A 15950-nucleotide genomic window follows, 5' to 3' on the forward strand; every position below is an offset into this window, starting at 1 on the left:
GATCCCCAAGATCCTTTGTTACTGCGCCTTTCAGCGGTTTAGAGAGTGCGCGGCCCTACCGACGTCCCCCCGCCCTGAGTAATGGTCGGGTTTGGAGTCCTGGGCTGATGATATCGGTGTTTGCCAGATGTTGGGCATAAGCAGCCGGGGTCATGCCGCCGATTGCTTTTTTGGGTCGATCCTCGCTGAAGCCATGCCGCCGGCATAGGTCCTTGATCGCCACGCCCGCTTCGGCTTCGCGCAGGAAGCCAATGATCTGTTCCTCGGTAAAGCGCTTCTTCACGTCCAATCTCCTCGGGGTAGGGAATTGGACTCCAAACTGGGGTGCCACTCAAAATCGGGGGGGACGTCGATAGTCATCCTCAACAAAAAAGGGAAGTTCGCCGGCAAGCGCGGTTGTGGCTGTTTGTCCCGTCTTGTCGACTAACCTCTCCATAGAGCATTATTGAGCGAGATAGACCTCAACCTAAAGTTTGTCAGTCAAAGTGCAGGGGGCGCTTTTGAGATGAATCAAGTCAGGATTGTTCTACTGAGTGGTGCATTTGGTGTCGGGAAATCAGCAGCCACCACTGAACTCATCAACGAGTTCGGCTTTCAGAAGGTCAGCACAAGCGCCTATCTCAGAAGCTTCATCCCCGACGCCTCGCTATCCGAAACCGAGCTTCGCCGGCAGCTTCAAGAGGCCGGCGATCGTCTTGATGCTGAGACGGACTACACATGGGTCGTTGATCCGGTAACCATCCGGGCCATTGAGCAAGCGCCGGATACGAAGGGCTGGATCATTGATGCCGTTCGTAAGGCGCGGCAGGTTGAGCACTTCCGCTCGCGATTTGGATCGGCTGTTCGCCATGTCCATCTTGAAGCGCCTGAGGCGGTGCTCCGTTCACGCTATGCCCATTCTGATGACGACTATTCAAATGCGGTATCCCACCCTAACGAGGTGAGTGCTCGCTCGCTGCGAAGCATCGCCGATTGCCTGATCGAAACATCAACACAGACGCCCGAGCAGGTAGCGTCCAGCATCATCAAGAATTGGAGCTGACGATGCCAAGCCACCGGGTGGTCATCATCAGCGGCAAGCGATGCTCAGGCAAAAGTGGCTTGGCCAAAGCGTTGGCTGAGCGCTATGGATTTCGCCTCATTTCCACCGATGACATTCTTTCAGGTCAACTCGAACTAAGTAGTGGTCATGTGGCCCCTCCCCGTATCGCTCCCAGGACACCCATGCCGGATCGGGATCGATATGGCGAATGGGTCAATGAGAGTGTGCAAAAGATCTACGACTCATTGAAAGAAGACGAGCCAGGGATTGTCGTGGATGCGGTGCGCTCTGTTGAACAAGTCAATCAGTTGCGTCAACGCTTTCACACTCGACTTACCCATGTGCATTTGTATGCGTCAAAAGAAGTTTTGCTGCAACGCTACATCGCATCAACAACGGACAATCCGGGCGGCTTAGTCTACGACCAACTTGACGATCTTGATGACGGCGAGATCAAAATTCTCAAAGAAGATGCCGATGTTCGCATCTACACCGTCCGCGCTGATCATGAGGACACGCTCGTCCGCGTCGCTGCACACCTTCATCTCCTGACGCCACCGGACGTCCGCTGTGTGGATGTGCTGGTCGGTGGACAATATGGTAGTGAGGGCAAGGGCAACATCGTGGCTTATCTCGCTAACGAATACGATGTGCTTGTTCGCGTAGGCGGTCCCAATGCCGGACACACTGTGGCTAATGCCGTAGGCAAGGCAATTCACCATCAACTTCCTTCCGGCGCAAGCTTCTCCAATGCCAAACTCCTGCTGGGCGCTGGCTTTACGATCAATGTTAAAGGGCTCTTGGAGGAGATTGCAAAGTTCAAGATCGGACCCGACCGGCTGTTCATCGATCCACAGGCGACCATCATTGAGGAAGAAGACATCACACTCGAAAAGGGCGGTGTCGTTGGTGCCATTGCATCCACTGGCAGCGGAAGCGGCGCCGCCAAGGCGCGGCGCATTCTCAACAGAGGAAACGCCTCAAAGCTGGTGAAACTTGCCCGCGACATTCCTGAGCTGAAACCTTATATCGGCTCCACCGAGGAGCATCTGGAACATGCCTATCGAAAGGGCCACTCCGTGCTCTTGGAAGGAACGCAAGGGAGTGCACTTAGTCTCTATCATGGCGCGTATCCGCATGTCACGTCCCGCGATACCAATGTAGCAGGGTGCCTTGCGGAAGCTGGCATCTCGCCTAGTCGTGTCCGAAAGATCCTCATGGTCGTGCGCACCACGCCAATCCGAGTTGCTGACCCAGACGGTGAAGCCGGAAATACCTCTGGAAAGCTCAAAAATGAAACCACCTTTGCCATCATTGCCGGGGCAGCAGGACTGGACGCCGCCGAAGTTCAAGGCGCCGAGATCACCTCCACAACTAAACGCAATCGGCGCGTTGGCTGGTTCGAATGGAGCGAGTTCCGCCGCGCGTGCAACCTCAATGCGCCGACCGACATTGTGCTGACCTTCGTCGACTACCTAGATGAAGCCAACCAGAAAGCTAGGCGTTTTGACCAACTAGCAGTAGACACAATCAAGTTCATCGAAGAGCTGGAACGCGTGGCACAAGCCCCCGTTTCACTGATCAACACGAGATTCCCAAAAAAAGACAGCGACTTCAAGGATCTTCGATCCATCATTGACCGTCGCAATTGGACCGCGCGTTCGCGTTTGGAGTAAAGCAGTGGAATTGAGCAAGTTGATTGAGCGCTACCCGCGCGTTTACCACATGGCGCTGGCTGGATCTTGGCCGAGCATCCAAGCGCGTGGACTCCTCTCTACAACGGGCGCGCTCGACGAGCTAGGGGTGTGCGGTAGCCGACGCACTCACCTTGAAGCCGAGCATCGCCCGGAAATGCAATCGGTGAAGCCCAACTCTCCGGATGACATCGTGCTTCGCGACCAGAAGCCGATGCCACCGGGCCGACTAGTGCATGCTCTGCCCCCACATGTCACGCCAGAACACTGGTATCGACTGATCAACAGCAAAGTCTTCTTCTGGGCCAAGCGCGAACGCCTACTACGGCTACTAAATTCTTATGATGAGTTTGAGCACGATGTCCTGACCATCGATACGGCAAGTCTTTTAGCCGCTCATGCAGAAAATACTTGGCTATGCCACATGAACTCTGGCAATACTTGGCCTATCCCACACCGTAGAGATGTCGACATCTTCAAACGCATTGCTGACTATCCTGCCAAAGCCAGCGGCGCTCCTGTCAAAGAGGTTGTGGAGCTGGTCATCGACCATGCCGTGCCTGATATCGCTGACCATGTTATCGCGGTCACCCGCATGAAGGGTGAGGTCGAGATCCGAACAATCCGATAGCCTTGCGGGTGAACGCCATCAGCTATCAGCACGAAGCACTTGCTCGTTGTCAGCGGAAGCCTAAACCGCCGCAAGACCGAAAGCAGGCATAGGCATGTCGCATCCAGCGTGGTCCTCCCTTGATCTGACCTTAAAGCTCTGATCCGGGAGCAAGCCAAGGGTATAATTTCCGCCCTGTACTAGAGCGTGTTATGAATTTTGAAGTAGAGACGCGGAATTTCCAAGCATGAGGATGGAGAAGACGACGAAGTGGAGTCCAGCCAGTGTTTCCGGCAGGCGTTCGTAGTCACGGGCCAGGCCTCGGAACCGATTGACCCAACCGAAACTGCGCTCCACGACCCAGCGGCGCGGCAGCAAGACAAAGCCTTTCTTGGCCTCCGGCAGTTTGACGACGTGCAGTTCAATGCCTTCCTCCCGTGCGGCTTCGGCCGGCCCTTCGCCTGTGTAGCCTTGATCGACGAACGCCAGTTTCACCGTCTCGCCCGTGACATGCCGAACTTCCTGCGCCAGCGATCGCACTTGGGCGCGTTCCTGCTCATCGGCGGGGGTGACCTGCACTGCTAGCAGGTGGCCGAGCGTATCCACCACCATGTGCACCTTGCTGCCCTTCTTGCGCTTATAGCCGTCGTAGCCGGCACGTGTCACGCTTTCGCAGGTGGACTGCAGCGTTCGGCCATCCAGGATCACGGCGCTGGGCTGCCCCTGCTTGCCTTGCGCCACCCGCAAGATCGAACGCAAGTCGTTGACCATGGCCTCATAGCGCCCAGCCTACAACCACCGCTGGGTTTGCTGGTAGACCGCCTCCTACGGCGGAAACTCGTGGGGAATCAAGCGCCAGGGTGCTCCAGCTCGCGCCATCCAGCGCAATGCGTTGAACCTCAAGCGCAGGTCGTACTTGCGCTGCCGTGCCTGCGGATCCATCAGTGTTAAATAGGGCGCAGCGAAGGCCCATTCTTCATCGGAGACGTCGGTCGGACACGGTCGTGGTGGCTTCAATCTCTTACGATAGCCGCAGGAGCCTTAAATTCATAACACGCTCTAGGCAAAGATTTGCGACGCATATAAGAATAGATAAAAACCATTAATTCGCACCCCACAAATTAAAACGAAATCCATTGCCGCTACACCCCCCCTGTCCCGCACTAAAAAATTACTATAACGTTGGCCTTTCATCAAAATCCCAATCCTTGCCTCGCGCTGCGTTAAGAGCCTTTAACACATGCATGACAACCAAGTAAACTATACCCGCACACCCCAGACCCATATAAATTTTTTCATCGCCACCTACAACAGCATCATACTTACCATCAAACATTTTATAAAAGATCTTTAATATCACGCTCACACTAATTCCATCAACAATAAGAAACAAAAAAGTTCCTGTCGCCAACTTAATTTTGTGAAGATATGCAACATAGCCGATAACTCCGGCAAGCAGAATTCCGACCATCAAATATATAAACTCAGGCACATCCCACCTCATCAATAGCCTACAAATCAGAAGATCAAATATGTTGGAAAAATAGCTAAGAAATCGACCCTTGCAGGAACTTAAAAACACCCATTACTACAGTAAGTAAAGCCCCGCCTGACACTGAGAAATACCACACATCTTCGAATGTCGGGATCTTCGAGTATTTTTTTAATAAGTAATCTTTCATTCAAGGCCTCGCACTCGTAAATATTATTACAATATTAAATGAGGCACCCAAGCAGTCAATGCACAACAAACCAAACCGGCCAAAAATATTTTTCATTCGCTATAATGAACTTCATGCAACCTCACGTATTCCAGGAATTCTTCCTGCGGATGCCGTGAAATTTGCCATTTTGAATTTGCGCCTATTGGTGCACTTCTTTGGCCCACGCAGGTCACAACGAGATTTTGCTTAGCGCGACTCACACCGACAAAAAATGCATTTCTATTTTCATCTTGATCGCCCCACCATGTCTCGCGCTCTGTGCAAGGCAAAACGACACACTCGAACTCCATACCTTTGCATTTATGGATCGTCATTACTCGGATTGATCCTTCATCCAAAAATCTTGCCAGTGCTTGCTCCAGATGGTGATGCTCACGAATAAAGTTTCCGAGAACCTCGTAAACTTGGCTCAAAATTTCGGCTAAGCGCGGGGCGTCGTATTCCGAAGAGAGCGACAGCAGTGTTGCAATCGGAATCAACGCCATGACCTCTTGCAGCTGCTCAAAGGCAATCTCCGCCTGATCACCAGCAAGCCCCTTAGCTACACGATCGCGAGCGGCACTCAGCAGCCTGATCCAGTCGCCTTGCTCATCGTCTTGTGCAGTCAAAGCATACAGAACCGATGCGTAGGCGTTTGGCGCAGGCTTTCGACCAAGAACGCGCAGGAGGTTGACCACGAACTCTGTAACGGGTTCCGACACCAAGTCTTGTAGCTCCTGCTCATTGCGACGCGGAATGCTACGACGATCCAACTCACCGTCGATGGCTTGATTGAACATAACGCTTTGGCGAATGTGAAGGATGGCGATTTCGTGCGGCGCGATGCCTTCGGCAATCCACTCCTCAATCTTCTCTGCAATGCGCGCGGCCTCGGCCCGCTCATCAGCGAAACGCGCTAAGTAGACCTTGCCATCTTCACCAACAATATCTTTCTCCGCGATAGCCGAGGATGGCTCCATCTGAATGATCATCCGGTTTTGCACCCGACGAATGGCAGGAGCAGACCGCCAGTTCTGGACAAGCTTCAAGGGCACAGCGGCGAATTCATCAGCAAACTTCCCCATCACCCCATCAAGTGCCCCCGCCCAGCCCATAATTTTTTGCTTAGCATCTCCCACAGCGGTGATGGAGGTGTGGCTATCTTTGAACAGAGTGTGGATCAGCTTGTATTGCGCGCTTGTGCAGTCTTGGAACTCATCTAAGAACACATGGCTGTAAGCCATGTTGATGGATCGCTTTATCATTGGATGCTGCTCGATGAGTTGTTGCGCCAGAGGCACCAACTCCTTGAACGCTACTTGGATGGTATTGACACGGGTCACGCCGACTTTGAACCCGTGATCCAGCCGATCCGTCGGCTTTAGAAGCGGCCGGTAGATCGCGATGATCCGACGCGCAAAGGCGTCGAAGGTCATACTGTTCAGACGGTGGGCGTGGTCAAAGCCCGATCGATCCCTCACTCGCCTACGAAGAGTGTGAGCGGCGTCGGTCTTGAACGAGATGGCTAAGATCTTCTTGGGATAACGGCTCGTGCCCGTCCTGAGCACAAAATCGGCGCGCTGAGCTAAAAGCTCTGTCTTCCCTGATCCGGGATTAGCAATGACCATGCTGTTCCCATGAAGTGCCGTGATCGCAGCTTTTGCGCCGGGTTCCAAGGTTTTGATGGCGATCGGGCTCCACTGAGCTGGTGTGATCATTCCGAGTCTGCCGCCAACATGGTGACCACACGCTGGCAAAGAACTTTCAGCGTATTTGGTGCATCCGCTATCAACTCTTCGTCGCTCAGGTTGGCCAAGGCTTGAAGATGCGCTACTGGCTTGCTGCCAAGTTTGAACAGACAATGGTAGTCGTGAAAAAAACTTTGAGCCTCTTCACTTAAGTGACTGGCGATTCCGCTTTTGCCTAAGACCGCAGTTATTAAATCATCGTCATCGCCCAATGGCTGCCCCATCGCACCATAGGCGTCTGGAAATTTGCGCATCATGATGAAATCAAGATCAATGGGGAGCGAGAAGAACACACCCGCACGTTTCAAAAAGCGCAGCTCTTCAAAGAAGTCCTCTCCGCCACAAGATGTTTTCCATCCGGGAAGCGCATTCACCTCAGCAGCGGTGCGCACTGGATGGCCGTTTGGAAACTGGCGCAAATAGCCATGTGCGACTTTGATGCGCCCCCATCCTCCGCCATGGCGCCCGTAGTCAAGGTCAAGCAGTGTGATATAAGGCACGCGCAAACTGGATAGTAAGCGCCAGAAATGATTGACATGGCGACCGCCCAGAGGCGCCACGCAGACACTGGATGCGTCCGCTTCGACGCCCATTGCGCCGAGCATGCGATGCAGCACGATGTCCTCGCTGTCGCCCTCACCCAACACGACGAGCTTGGCGAAGTAGACCTCCGGATAGGCCATTACTGCCTGACGAACGAACTTACCTGCCTCTCCGGCCTCATCCGGAAGAACGATTTGGCTGACTTGTGTGGTTCGATCAGCATCAAGCCGCAGATGGCGGATTAAATCAGGCGTTGCTCTGCGCAAGATGGCAGGCGAGTGCGTGGCCACAATCGCTTGCCCTCCTGACTCTTCTTTGAGATCCCGAAGCGATTGGATGACGCGACCTAGATACTGAGGCGAAAGGCTGTTCTCAGGCTCTTCCACCGCCAGCAAAGTGAAAGCAGCCGGCCTTAGCCGAGCTAAGTCAAAAGGTGACTCTGCGTCGGTCAACGCCGCGACATCAACCGCATGTGCTGCCAACACGAGCGAGATGTAAAGCAATGACTGCTGACCGTCACTGAGGCGCTCGAAATCCACTGAGGGCGTTTCATGACCGGGCGAGAAGCGAACACTGACTTGCTTCAACACCTCAGCGAGTCCGCCTGTGCCAAAAGCAATGCTAGGGGAGGCGAAGAACTTCCCCTTGTGAAGCTTTCCCCACCCTGTCGTAAGTGCCTTACCGAAGGCTGCGACGCCCGCGTTTTCGGTGACTGCTGCACCGAGCTGCTCAGATAGATCGTTTGCCTTGGTGCGCTCAGCGGTCCAGTCTGCCGCTCGGAGGGCCCTTCCGAGCAGTGAGGCTGCGCTGTATGCGATGTGATCAGCCGGGTTACGCCGGGCCGGAAGATAGTGAACCTGGATGGCTTGCCGATCCAGCTTTGGCATACCTCGAAGCTGCGTAGGCGCGCCGTCCTCGTCGGCTGTCAATACGTATTCCAGGCGTTGCTCGATCTCTCCGCTTTCATCCATTTCAGCCGTGAGGCGAATGCGCACCCCGGGAACTTCGCCCGCACTTTGGAGCTGCATGTGAGAGAAGAAGATCGGAACAGCTGCGGTGCCCTCGCCCTCCTCGACCTCGGGAAACGTGAAGTCTGTCTCGATCCATAGACTCGCGGCCTTCCCCTCCGCTGGAACTTCGCCCATTGCCACATGGAAATCGGAAGGGAGCACAGCGCGCATGCCCCCTGTGGTGCCGAACATACGCGCCAAAGCCGTTAGAACGGCGGTCTTACCCGCCCCATTTGGGCCTAGAAGGTAAGTCATCGAATCCAGCTTAACTTCAACTGGTTCTGGACCGAAGGACCAGAAATTACTAATCCTGACGACTGCCAACTGCATGAACATCCCCTGTTCCGCCCCCTATGGGCCTCCCTATCGTAACGCTACTGCCTGCCGCCTGAAACGTAACGCTTCGACTTCAAGATTCTGACCTTGCGGCCGATAAAGCCTCTGTGAGGTCGTGCTAGGGAAGCGCACGGCATGGTCTCGCGCTCCTCAAGCATCGTTAGGCAGATTGAAAGGAATCAATATGGCAGCAAATATCCAGCAGTTTGTCACCGAGCGCGGCATTAAGGCCCTCTTCCACTTCACGCGCGAAGAGAATTTGGCTTCCATCCTTAGTCGAGGGTTGTTGCGGCGTGATCAGCTGTCTAGCTCAGAAGGCGCGGTCTTCAATGACGACTTTCGTCTTGATCGCACCTCCGCCATCTGCCTCTCAGTTGGCTTTCCCAACTATAAGATGTTCTACCCACTCAGGATAAAGAACCCTGACACGAAGTGGGTGGTCATAGCGGTTATGCCTTCGGTGCTTTGGATGCTACCATGTGCTTTCTGCACGACCAATGCCGCATCAAATGCGGTAACAGCAAGCACTTTGGCTCAACGGATGGGCCTGGCACCGTTCCAGAACATGTATGGTGATTGTAGTGGGAAGACAAGAAGCTCGCTCGGCATTCCCAACTATTATCCCACTGATCCGCAGGCAGAAGTTTTAGTGCTGAACGATATTCCACCGACATACTTGATGGGCTTAGCCACCCACACTAGCGAAGACAAGAACCGCATGCTTTCGAGGCATGCGGGCACGTATGTAGTCCACGCACCTGCTCTTTTCAGTGGTCGCCAGGATTTTGCACATTGGAAACAGGCGACCTAAGCGTGGCGACTCGCCCCATCTTCATGCCGAGCTTCGAGGGACCCATGCTGGTCTCCACCCGTCATGTGGAGTTCCAGTGGCACCCAGGCATGGCCATAAGCCAGTCGCAGAAATCTATTGCATCACTTCACGACCAAGCAAAACGGCAGCTTGGCGTTGATCGAGTTTTAGAGATATCCAGCAAGTCACCCGATTCACTTGGGGTTGATCTGAGCGCTTTCAACTTGATGATCAAGACCGTCAAGCACGAGCGAGAATTTAGCCTGGAGTGTGCCTTTCAAGCAAGTAAAGTCTTCGAGAATGGCGGGCCCTATAAAGATCTGTTGAACGCGCGATCCCTCGACGCCAAGCGCGATCCGCGCTTGAAAGAAAGTGGCCGATTGATCAAGTTCCATTTCTTCAATGTTGATTGGGAACTAGAACCAAGAACCGCATTCTATGACTGGCTTTACATGAACGCCCTGCACAAGCAGCCGGACCTTTCCGAACAAGTGCTCACATACCGAGCATTTTCGGACATCGCGTTTAACCCGGACAAGTCAGTCAATTGCCAGGCCTATGCCGCAGCGCTTTATGTCTCGCTTCAAGAGCGAGGCTTGTTGAGCGAAACGATGCTCAAAGACAAGGAGTTATATCTGTCGACCGTTAAGACAGGCGTCATCAGCAACGCGCGCGAAGACAATACTGTCCAAAGCCCACTGATTTGAGTTTTTCTCACCCCGTCGTCCATTGGCATCGCCTTTCTCCAATTCTTTGAGGCCCACCAACTGATCTCCTTCATCAAAGTTACGACCACTTGACTGCCGGCGTAACCCCTGAAAGCATGCAAGGCAAGACAGGGGGTCTAATGGACAAAGCAAGGGATCGTCGGAGTGACCAGGACTACACGGCCCAACAGGTAGCTGACTTGGATCCGTCTGCTCGCCGGGCACTGAAGCCCCATCTACGCTGCCCCTATTGCGAGGCAACCGCTCATTTCAGGTCAGCGTCGAGGCTCAGCCCAGGGCGACGAAGCAAGGTCGCGCATTTCTATGCCCTACCCCACGGTGACGAGTGCGACATTACCCGAAGCTATGGTGATCCATGGGAAGACGATGATACCGATCGGACTGTGGCTCATTGGGAGCAGCGAAACACTACGCTGATTGTTCGGATTTTGACCGATCAAGATGAAGGCTCGGCCGATAACGTCTCAACGGGTGACCCAACGGAGAGCGAAAGCCGATCTCGTGCCGGCGGCGACCAGACCCGATCGACGAACTCGGTATCGCGCGGTCCTCAAAAGCTTCTTGAACAGCTTGTGCATTGGCCGAGCTTTAAGACAAGCGCCATGATGATTCGCATGCCAGGCAATGACCGACCTGAGTTGGCGGTCCATAACGCTTTCGTGCGTTTTGAATCGGCCAGCATGGCGCAGCACACCGGTCGCTGGCTAGGGTTCTGGGGCATTGTCAGATCTTGGAGCATCTGGCAGGGCCATAACACTTACTTTTCCAACTTCGGCCCCACGCACCAGAGCTTCCGTATCGCCATTCACCGGGACAAGATCCCCCCTATCCTCGCACGTTATGGCCTATCGAGTATCGATGAGATGGTTGGCCACTATCTTCTCCTTTTCGATTACGCCCGAGAGTCAGGCTCAGGGCGTTTTATGGCTGACGTCAATTCGGTGCATCACATCGGATTCTTGCGGAACGATCAAAGTAGCTGAGTAGCTCATCGAACACGTCAACCATGCGCCATACCGAAATTGTCAGATCGAAGCGTTCCACCTCGTCACCAGAAGACTCGAACAGTGCGTCCTCCAGACGGTCGTGGTCCATCACACGCTTCGTCGGTAGCCTAGCTGCCATGACGACGCTGGCTGGAATCGTGCTTCACGGATGCGGACATGTTGCCTACACCAGCTACCTCAAAGCCTGGGGCGTTCAAGCCGACCTATTTCCCCAATCAGCCGACTGGAAGGTTGTTCGCGGTTACTATGCCGTTGTGCTTCAAGGGTTCGGAATGTTCAGCGCTTTTCCGTGGGGTTCAATAGCGATCGCTTTTTTTACGTTATGGCTAGCTGTCTGGGTTTACCGCCTCCCCGCACAATCGGTTCGCAATGGTCGCCTTCAAGATTTCTATCGGCGTCATCCACGAGTAAAGCTTGGTCTCACCTCAGGAGGTATAGCCTTTTCGGGAATTTATCTAGCATTGACGCTGTATTCCGTTGGCTTGCTCGTTTCAACAATCCCAGGCGTGATTGGGGAGCGTTACGGAAAGAAGGAAGCAGTTACTGAGAAGCGCCGCCTCCTTGGTCCGGTATCGCGAGGCGATACAGAACTCTGGGAAAAGGGTGAGCGAAAGATCCGAGGCCACATCATTGCCAGTAGCTCTGACCTGATCGCCATCTACGACACTGACCTCCATCAGGTACGAACCCTATCGCGGGGCGATTGGGAGATACGGAGAGCAGGTCCTTAGAAGTAAGCAACGGAGCGGAGTGAGGATGCCGATGACATCCAGGCGTATTTCTACAGCATTCGCTTACAAGCGTGCGCCGCGAGCAGGGCTCTTCTCTATTGAACTTGACGTATTGCTCTGCGCAAATCTCTTGCGCTCGTTGGATTGAAGCTCTCTGTGCTGCTTCGTAGCGTCAAGTCTGGCAATCGCTTCATCAAGCTTGGCTTCGATCTCTTCGTCCGAGATCAATTCGCGCACGTTATCTAGGTTCACTCGGCGAACCAGAACATCCGCCACTTCATCATGGTCATTTTGGAGTGCAGCAAACAAGCCGGCCTCTGGATAGGCGGTCTTGTGGGCGAACTCCAAGATCGACTTGACCATTCCTGCATCGCCCTTCGTTGCTGCAGCGAACAGTGCTTTCTCGCCAAAGTCGCGAGGCGCATGGCCTGTTCTGACGATCGCCCAAAGTATCGTCCGCACCAGCTGTTCATGACCTTTGGCAGCAGCGACGTTGAGCCCCAGCGAAAAGGTGTCTTCCGGATCCGGAAGACCAGCTTCGATCAAGAACTCAACGACCTCGGCATGATTGTTCTCGGCCGCCGCCGCAAAGCCATGCTGCGCACATTGAATTTTGGATGAAAACGGCAACAGATGCTTGACCACTTCCAAGTGGCCTTCCCGACACGCAGCGATCAGCGCTCGACTGTCCTGGGCTTTAGCATCTGAAAAAAGGACCAACTGAAAGACCATATCTGCGTGACCATGACGCGCTGCCTCATACAGCGCCTGAGAATCGCCTTGCAAAGGACTACACTCCTTGAGCAGGCGTTTGACGCACTCCGTGTGCCCGTGCCTGGCAGCAAGCACCAATGCCTCGTCGTTTTCTGCGTCGCAAAACGCCATGAGCTGCTCAACTGCCCGCGCTGAACCCGCCTTGGCGGCGACATCAAGCGGATAGACCGCAAACGACTTTGACAGCAGTGGCGCCAGCTGATCAACCAAGCTTTCTTTGCCGCTCTTGATCGCCACCTCAATGGCGTAGCGTGCCGCAGCATCGATGTCACCCTGAGCCTGACAAAGCGACTGCACATATGTCTCGCTTCCCTGCTTCACTGCTTGTCTAATATTTCTTCTAATTGATTGGTCCATTTCGTCTCCTTTCCATTCAACTTAAGGCCGAAACGCCTTTCGTCAAGATCGCAGCGTGACAGCATCAGTCGATTGGACAAGCCGAGAAGGGACTTACAGGTCGTCGATGTCAGGAACATGGTCCTCGTAGTCACACGCAATGAGCGTGCCGGTTTCATCTTCGATGCGATGGATTTCGGGTGCACTAAACCATTCTTCGAAATCGAAGTCACTGTTCGCAATCGTGTCGACATCGCACTGAGCAAGCGCCTCCTGCGGCGAGCTTGCTTCAACTGTCATGTAGTGGGCGACTTGGACCGTCGCATTGATCTCGATGGTGTATTTCATCTTGCTCTCCGCGCTTGACGACTTGCCAAGCTTCGGAACGCAATCTATGCATCGCAGGCGCGTCGCTACAGGACGAAATCGCCACGATCGCTGAACATCCATTCATCCGTCGCCGATAACGCCAGCGCCCGGATGCACCAGGCAGCCAATACGTGGGGTGGGCCGCCGCGCTAAACGGGCTTCGTGTCTTCGTCTAACTCTTGGCGATCCAGCCACGCCATCTTGGCATCATGGACCGCCATCAGATGCAACCGGTAGGCGTTTCGCCAACGCCTCTTCTCAGGGTTTGATTGCCAAGGCAGCGCCAAGGCTTGATCGATGGTCAGGGCCAAGATCGTTGCGCCTTGCTGAAAAGCTTCTTCAATCACACTCATGTCGAGCCCCGTGATGCCCGCATGTGAGATCACGCTCTTGATCTTGCCAGCCGATTCACGGATCACAATGAATGGAATGCCCTTCCCCGTTCGACCGAATTTGCCCGAGATCGGATCTTGGATCTTCTCCCGGGCTTTGGTGACTTGCGCATACCACGTCAAGAGGTCCACTTTGGGGATAGATCTCGGCGTGCTCTTGCTGATCAAAAACGGATTGCCGTGTTCTCGTTTGAGCTTGTCGAACTGACGCCTTGGGATGCTGAGGTAAAACTCCGCCATGGCTTGGGTGAAGCGCGTCGTGCTCGGTGAGCGATCAAGTCGTTGCTTCAGGCCATCGAAATCCTGGCTGGTGATGATGGCCTCGCGCTCATCGCGCTTTGCGATGACTTCAAGCGCAGCCCGCAAAAATCCGTCTTCGAAGCTTTCCGCCTTGCTGATATTTGTCATTCAAACCGTCCTTCGTTCTAGTCTCACTGCAAGCAACTTGCACCGCAAGCTTGCCACTCATCAGCCTGACAGCCTGTGGGCGATGGCGCTTGCCTGAAAATCCTAACGTATTCGTGGAGGAAGCACAGCGGGAAATCCGTCCGACGTCTTGGCAACCCAGCGCACCGCCTCTTGGCTACCTGCGGTGATTGCGAGTTGCATGTGAGCCATCACGACCAACGCGTTGCTTTGTTTGACCACAACTTCAACGAGTTCAAGCGGGAAGCCCGTTCGCAACCGATGAAGCGCGTGTGCACCCGCGTGGACAAACGAGTTGAGTGCCGCCCAAGAGTATTTCTTAAATTCCATAAACGCGTGCAACGGATCAGCTGCCTGCGTCACCGCTTCAAGAGCGAGCAGCATCTTGGATAGCATTGGCAAACGAGCCGCTAGTGATTCACTTGTCGGTGTCAGCTCTTCTTGTAAGCAGGCCACGTCGGTATCGCTTGCGCAGTAAAGGACCCACACGGCGCGCACCAGCGCTTCGAACTGCGCTCGATGGATGACTAAGGTGGACGGCTCAGAACCGACTACGAGTAAGCAGCGACTCGCAACAGCGTACTCAATCGAAAGCAGGCATAGCGCGCGACAAACTTGCAGTCGATCACTTTGATCAAACGGCGGAGCCGCCGTAATGGGCGCCAACGCCTCCAATAGCTCATCAGAACCTTCAAAGAGCTTCTCAACCCGCTCAGACATCATGCTTCCCCAAGCATTGAAACAGTTGGATCGCATCCTGGCGCATCAACAACTCCCTCCTTCGATTTTTATCCATGCCGTAAAAATTTTCAGCAGCAGCTCTTTCACTTGGATCTTGCCGTAATGGCGTCAGCGGCGAAAGAGCGTGATGACCGAACTCAAGCGTAGCGCCATATCTTTTGCAAGATCAGGCGCACTGGTGGCCTATGCCAACAGCCGATGAGAGAGAGGGAGGGCTACGCCCACCCTCTTGCTGCAAGGCTGGTGTGCTGACGCCCGCCGATCACCAGGTGGTCCAGCACCCGGATGTCGAGGAGGCCCAGAGCCTGCTGCAGGCGCTCGGTGACCTTGCGGTCGGCTTCGTTTGGCTCCGGATTGCCGCTTGGGTGATTGTGGAAAAGGATGACGGCAGCTGCGTTCAATTCCAGGGCGCGCTTGGCGACTACTCGGGAATGAATATCGCAGCCGTCGATGGTGCCGAAGAAGAGATGTTCGGTTGCCAGGATCTGGTGCTTGATGTCCAGGAAGACGACTCCGAAGACTTCGTGCGGCAGGTGAGCGCAGCGGGCAATGAGGTAGTCGCCAGCTTGCTCGGGGCTGTGGATGCGGCCTTGGCGTTGAAGGCGTTGTTCCAGGATGGTAGCTGCTGCGAGCAAGATGCCCTCCTCGTCCATCTGGATTTGGTATTGAGCCTTGGTGTCTCGGGTGAGCTGATACGCCCAGGGTTCCGTAGACACTCAAGACCCTCGTTGCGCGTAGCGCCGTTCGAACTCTACAGGCGACAGGTCGCCAGTTGAACCGTGGCGGCGTTTTGGGTTGTAGAACATCTCGATATAATCGAACACCTCGGCGCGTGCGGCGTCCCTGGTCGGGTAGATCCGCCGCCTGATCCGCTCGCGTTTGAGCAGGCCGAAGAAGCTCTCCACGGGTGCGTTGTCGTGGCAGTTGCCACGCCGACTCATGCTGCACA

The 15950-nt window shown here is 54.5% G+C and carries 16 protein-coding genes and 2 pseudogenes; 7 read left to right on the plus strand and 11 right to left on the minus strand.

Features of this window, described 5'->3' with window-relative positions; genetic code table 11:
* Window positions 1-181: 181 nt before the first annotated feature.
* Window positions 182-283: pseudogene (locus A7D17_RS24530) on the minus strand (transposase); the annotation flags it as partial.
* 162 nt (window positions 284-445) lie between these two features.
* On the opposite strand from A7D17_RS24530, the gene A7D17_RS15370 reads away from it, so the two are divergent.
* From A7D17_RS15370 to A7D17_RS23040, 3 genes are read left to right on the plus strand one after another with little or no spacing between them, the layout of a single operon-like run.
* Window positions 446-1042 carry an AAA family ATPase gene (locus tag A7D17_RS15370; RefSeq protein ID WP_082862035.1) on the plus strand — a complete coding sequence of 199 codons (597 nt, stop codon included), beginning with the start codon at window positions 446-448 and terminating at the stop codon, window positions 1040-1042.
* Window positions 1043-1044: 2 nt separating this feature from the next.
* Entirely contained in the window at window positions 1045-2718 is a 1674-nt protein-coding gene (locus A7D17_RS15375) for an adenylosuccinate synthetase (protein WP_064509888.1), read from the plus strand.
* A gap of 4 nt (window positions 2719-2722) precedes the next feature.
* Window positions 2723-3367, plus strand: coding sequence for a DUF7002 family protein (locus A7D17_RS23040; RefSeq protein WP_082862036.1), 645 nt, complete (start codon window positions 2723-2725; stop codon window positions 3365-3367).
* Between the two features lie 189 nt (window positions 3368-3556).
* Here A7D17_RS23040 and A7D17_RS15380 read toward each other — a convergent pair.
* The 4 genes and pseudogenes from A7D17_RS15380 to A7D17_RS15390 all read right to left on the minus strand — a co-directional run bounded on the left by A7D17_RS15380 (window position 3557) and on the right by A7D17_RS15390 (window position 8686).
* Window positions 3557-4363, minus strand: a pseudogene (locus tag A7D17_RS15380) (IS5 family transposase).
* Window positions 4364-4520: 157 nt separating this feature from the next.
* Complete coding sequence (locus A7D17_RS24190) at window positions 4521-4838, minus strand: hypothetical protein (RefSeq protein ID WP_146091629.1); 318 nt, start codon at window positions 4836-4838, stop codon at window positions 4521-4523.
* Between the two features lie 282 nt (window positions 4839-5120).
* Entirely contained in the window at window positions 5121-6767 is a 1647-nt protein-coding gene (locus tag A7D17_RS15385) for a UvrD-helicase domain-containing protein (RefSeq protein WP_064509889.1), read from the minus strand.
* Window positions 6764-8686 (minus strand): ATP-dependent nuclease, encoded by a 1923-nt coding sequence (locus tag A7D17_RS15390; protein WP_239692218.1) that lies wholly within the window; start codon window positions 8684-8686, stop codon window positions 6764-6766. The genes A7D17_RS15385 and A7D17_RS15390 overlap by 4 nt, the downstream gene beginning before the upstream one ends.
* A gap of 184 nt (window positions 8687-8870) precedes the next feature.
* On the opposite strand from A7D17_RS15390, the gene A7D17_RS15395 reads away from it, so the two are divergent.
* The 4 genes from A7D17_RS15395 (at window position 8871) to A7D17_RS23050 (ending at window position 11963) form a co-directional block, all read left to right on the plus strand.
* Entirely contained in the window at window positions 8871-9497 is a 627-nt protein-coding gene (locus A7D17_RS15395; protein ID WP_158255492.1) for a DarT ssDNA thymidine ADP-ribosyltransferase family protein, read from the plus strand.
* A gap of 2 nt (window positions 9498-9499) precedes the next feature.
* Window positions 9500-10204 carry a DarT1-associated NADAR antitoxin family protein gene (locus A7D17_RS15400; protein WP_064509891.1) on the plus strand — a complete coding sequence of 235 codons (705 nt, stop codon included), beginning with the start codon at window positions 9500-9502 and terminating at the stop codon, window positions 10202-10204.
* A gap of 449 nt (window positions 10205-10653) precedes the next feature.
* On the plus strand, window positions 10654-11208 hold the full coding sequence (locus tag A7D17_RS24930; protein ID WP_239692219.1) for a hypothetical protein: 555 nt from the start codon (window positions 10654-10656) through the stop codon (window positions 11206-11208).
* Between the two features lie 140 nt (window positions 11209-11348).
* A complete protein-coding gene (locus tag A7D17_RS23050) occupies window positions 11349-11963 on the plus strand; it encodes a hypothetical protein (protein WP_082862039.1) in 615 nt (204 codons plus the stop codon).
* Window positions 11964-12026: 63 nt separating this feature from the next.
* On the opposite strand, the gene A7D17_RS15410 is transcribed toward A7D17_RS23050, so the two are convergent.
* The 6 genes from A7D17_RS15410 to A7D17_RS23060 form a co-directional block, all read right to left on the minus strand.
* Window positions 12027-13094, minus strand: coding sequence for an ankyrin repeat domain-containing protein (locus A7D17_RS15410; RefSeq protein ID WP_064509892.1), 1068 nt, complete (start codon window positions 13092-13094; stop codon window positions 12027-12029).
* A 93-nt stretch (window positions 13095-13187) separates the two neighbouring features.
* A complete protein-coding gene (locus A7D17_RS15415) occupies window positions 13188-13421 on the minus strand; it encodes a hypothetical protein (RefSeq protein ID WP_005923902.1) in 234 nt (77 codons plus the stop codon).
* Window positions 13422-13591: 170 nt separating this feature from the next.
* Window positions 13592-14242: a hypothetical protein gene (locus A7D17_RS15420; protein ID WP_005923911.1), complete on the minus strand. Its 651-nt coding sequence runs from the start codon at window positions 14240-14242 to the stop codon at window positions 13592-13594.
* A gap of 102 nt (window positions 14243-14344) precedes the next feature.
* Window positions 14345-14983 (minus strand): DUF6988 family protein, encoded by a 639-nt coding sequence (locus A7D17_RS15425; RefSeq protein WP_064509893.1) that lies wholly within the window; start codon window positions 14981-14983, stop codon window positions 14345-14347.
* A gap of 233 nt (window positions 14984-15216) precedes the next feature.
* Entirely contained in the window at window positions 15217-15654 is a 438-nt protein-coding gene (locus A7D17_RS23055; protein WP_082862044.1) for a RadC family protein, read from the minus strand.
* A gap of 63 nt (window positions 15655-15717) precedes the next feature.
* On the minus strand, window positions 15718-15950 hold a 233-nt coding region (locus tag A7D17_RS23060; protein ID WP_153041903.1), incomplete at its 5' end, for an IS3 family transposase.

It is taken from the genome of Xanthomonas floridensis (assembly GCF_001642575.1).
GTDB classification, from domain to species: Bacteria; Pseudomonadota; Gammaproteobacteria; order Xanthomonadales; family Xanthomonadaceae; genus Xanthomonas; species Xanthomonas floridensis.

Coding starts and splice junctions, on each gene's coding strand:
- A7D17_RS15420 (WP_005923911.1), bottom strand. CDS start 14,242: ATGACAAATATCAGCAAGGCGGAAAGCTTCGAAGACGGATTTTTGCGG.
- A7D17_RS15415 (WP_005923902.1), bottom strand. CDS start 13,421: ATGAAATACACCATCGAGATCAATGCGACGGTCCAAGTCGCCCACTAC.
- A7D17_RS15410 (WP_064509892.1), bottom strand. CDS start 13,094: ATGGACCAATCAATTAGAAGAAATATTAGACAAGCAGTGAAGCAGGGA.
- A7D17_RS15425 (WP_064509893.1), bottom strand. CDS start 14,983: ATGATGTCTGAGCGGGTTGAGAAGCTCTTTGAAGGTTCTGATGAGCTA.
- A7D17_RS23050 (WP_082862039.1), top strand. CDS start 11,349: ATGACGACGCTGGCTGGAATCGTGCTTCACGGATGCGGACATGTTGCC.
- A7D17_RS15375 (WP_064509888.1), top strand. CDS start 1,045: ATGCCAAGCCACCGGGTGGTCATCATCAGCGGCAAGCGATGCTCAGGC.
- A7D17_RS23055 (WP_082862044.1), bottom strand. CDS start 15,654: ATGGACGAGGAGGGCATCTTGCTCGCAGCAGCTACCATCCTGGAACAA.
- A7D17_RS15385 (WP_064509889.1), bottom strand. CDS start 6,767: ATGATCACACCAGCTCAGTGGAGCCCGATCGCCATCAAAACCTTGGAA.
- A7D17_RS15390 (WP_239692218.1), bottom strand. CDS start 8,686: ATGTTCATGCAGTTGGCAGTCGTCAGGATTAGTAATTTCTGGTCCTTC.
- A7D17_RS15395 (WP_158255492.1), top strand. CDS start 8,871: ATGGCAGCAAATATCCAGCAGTTTGTCACCGAGCGCGGCATTAAGGCC.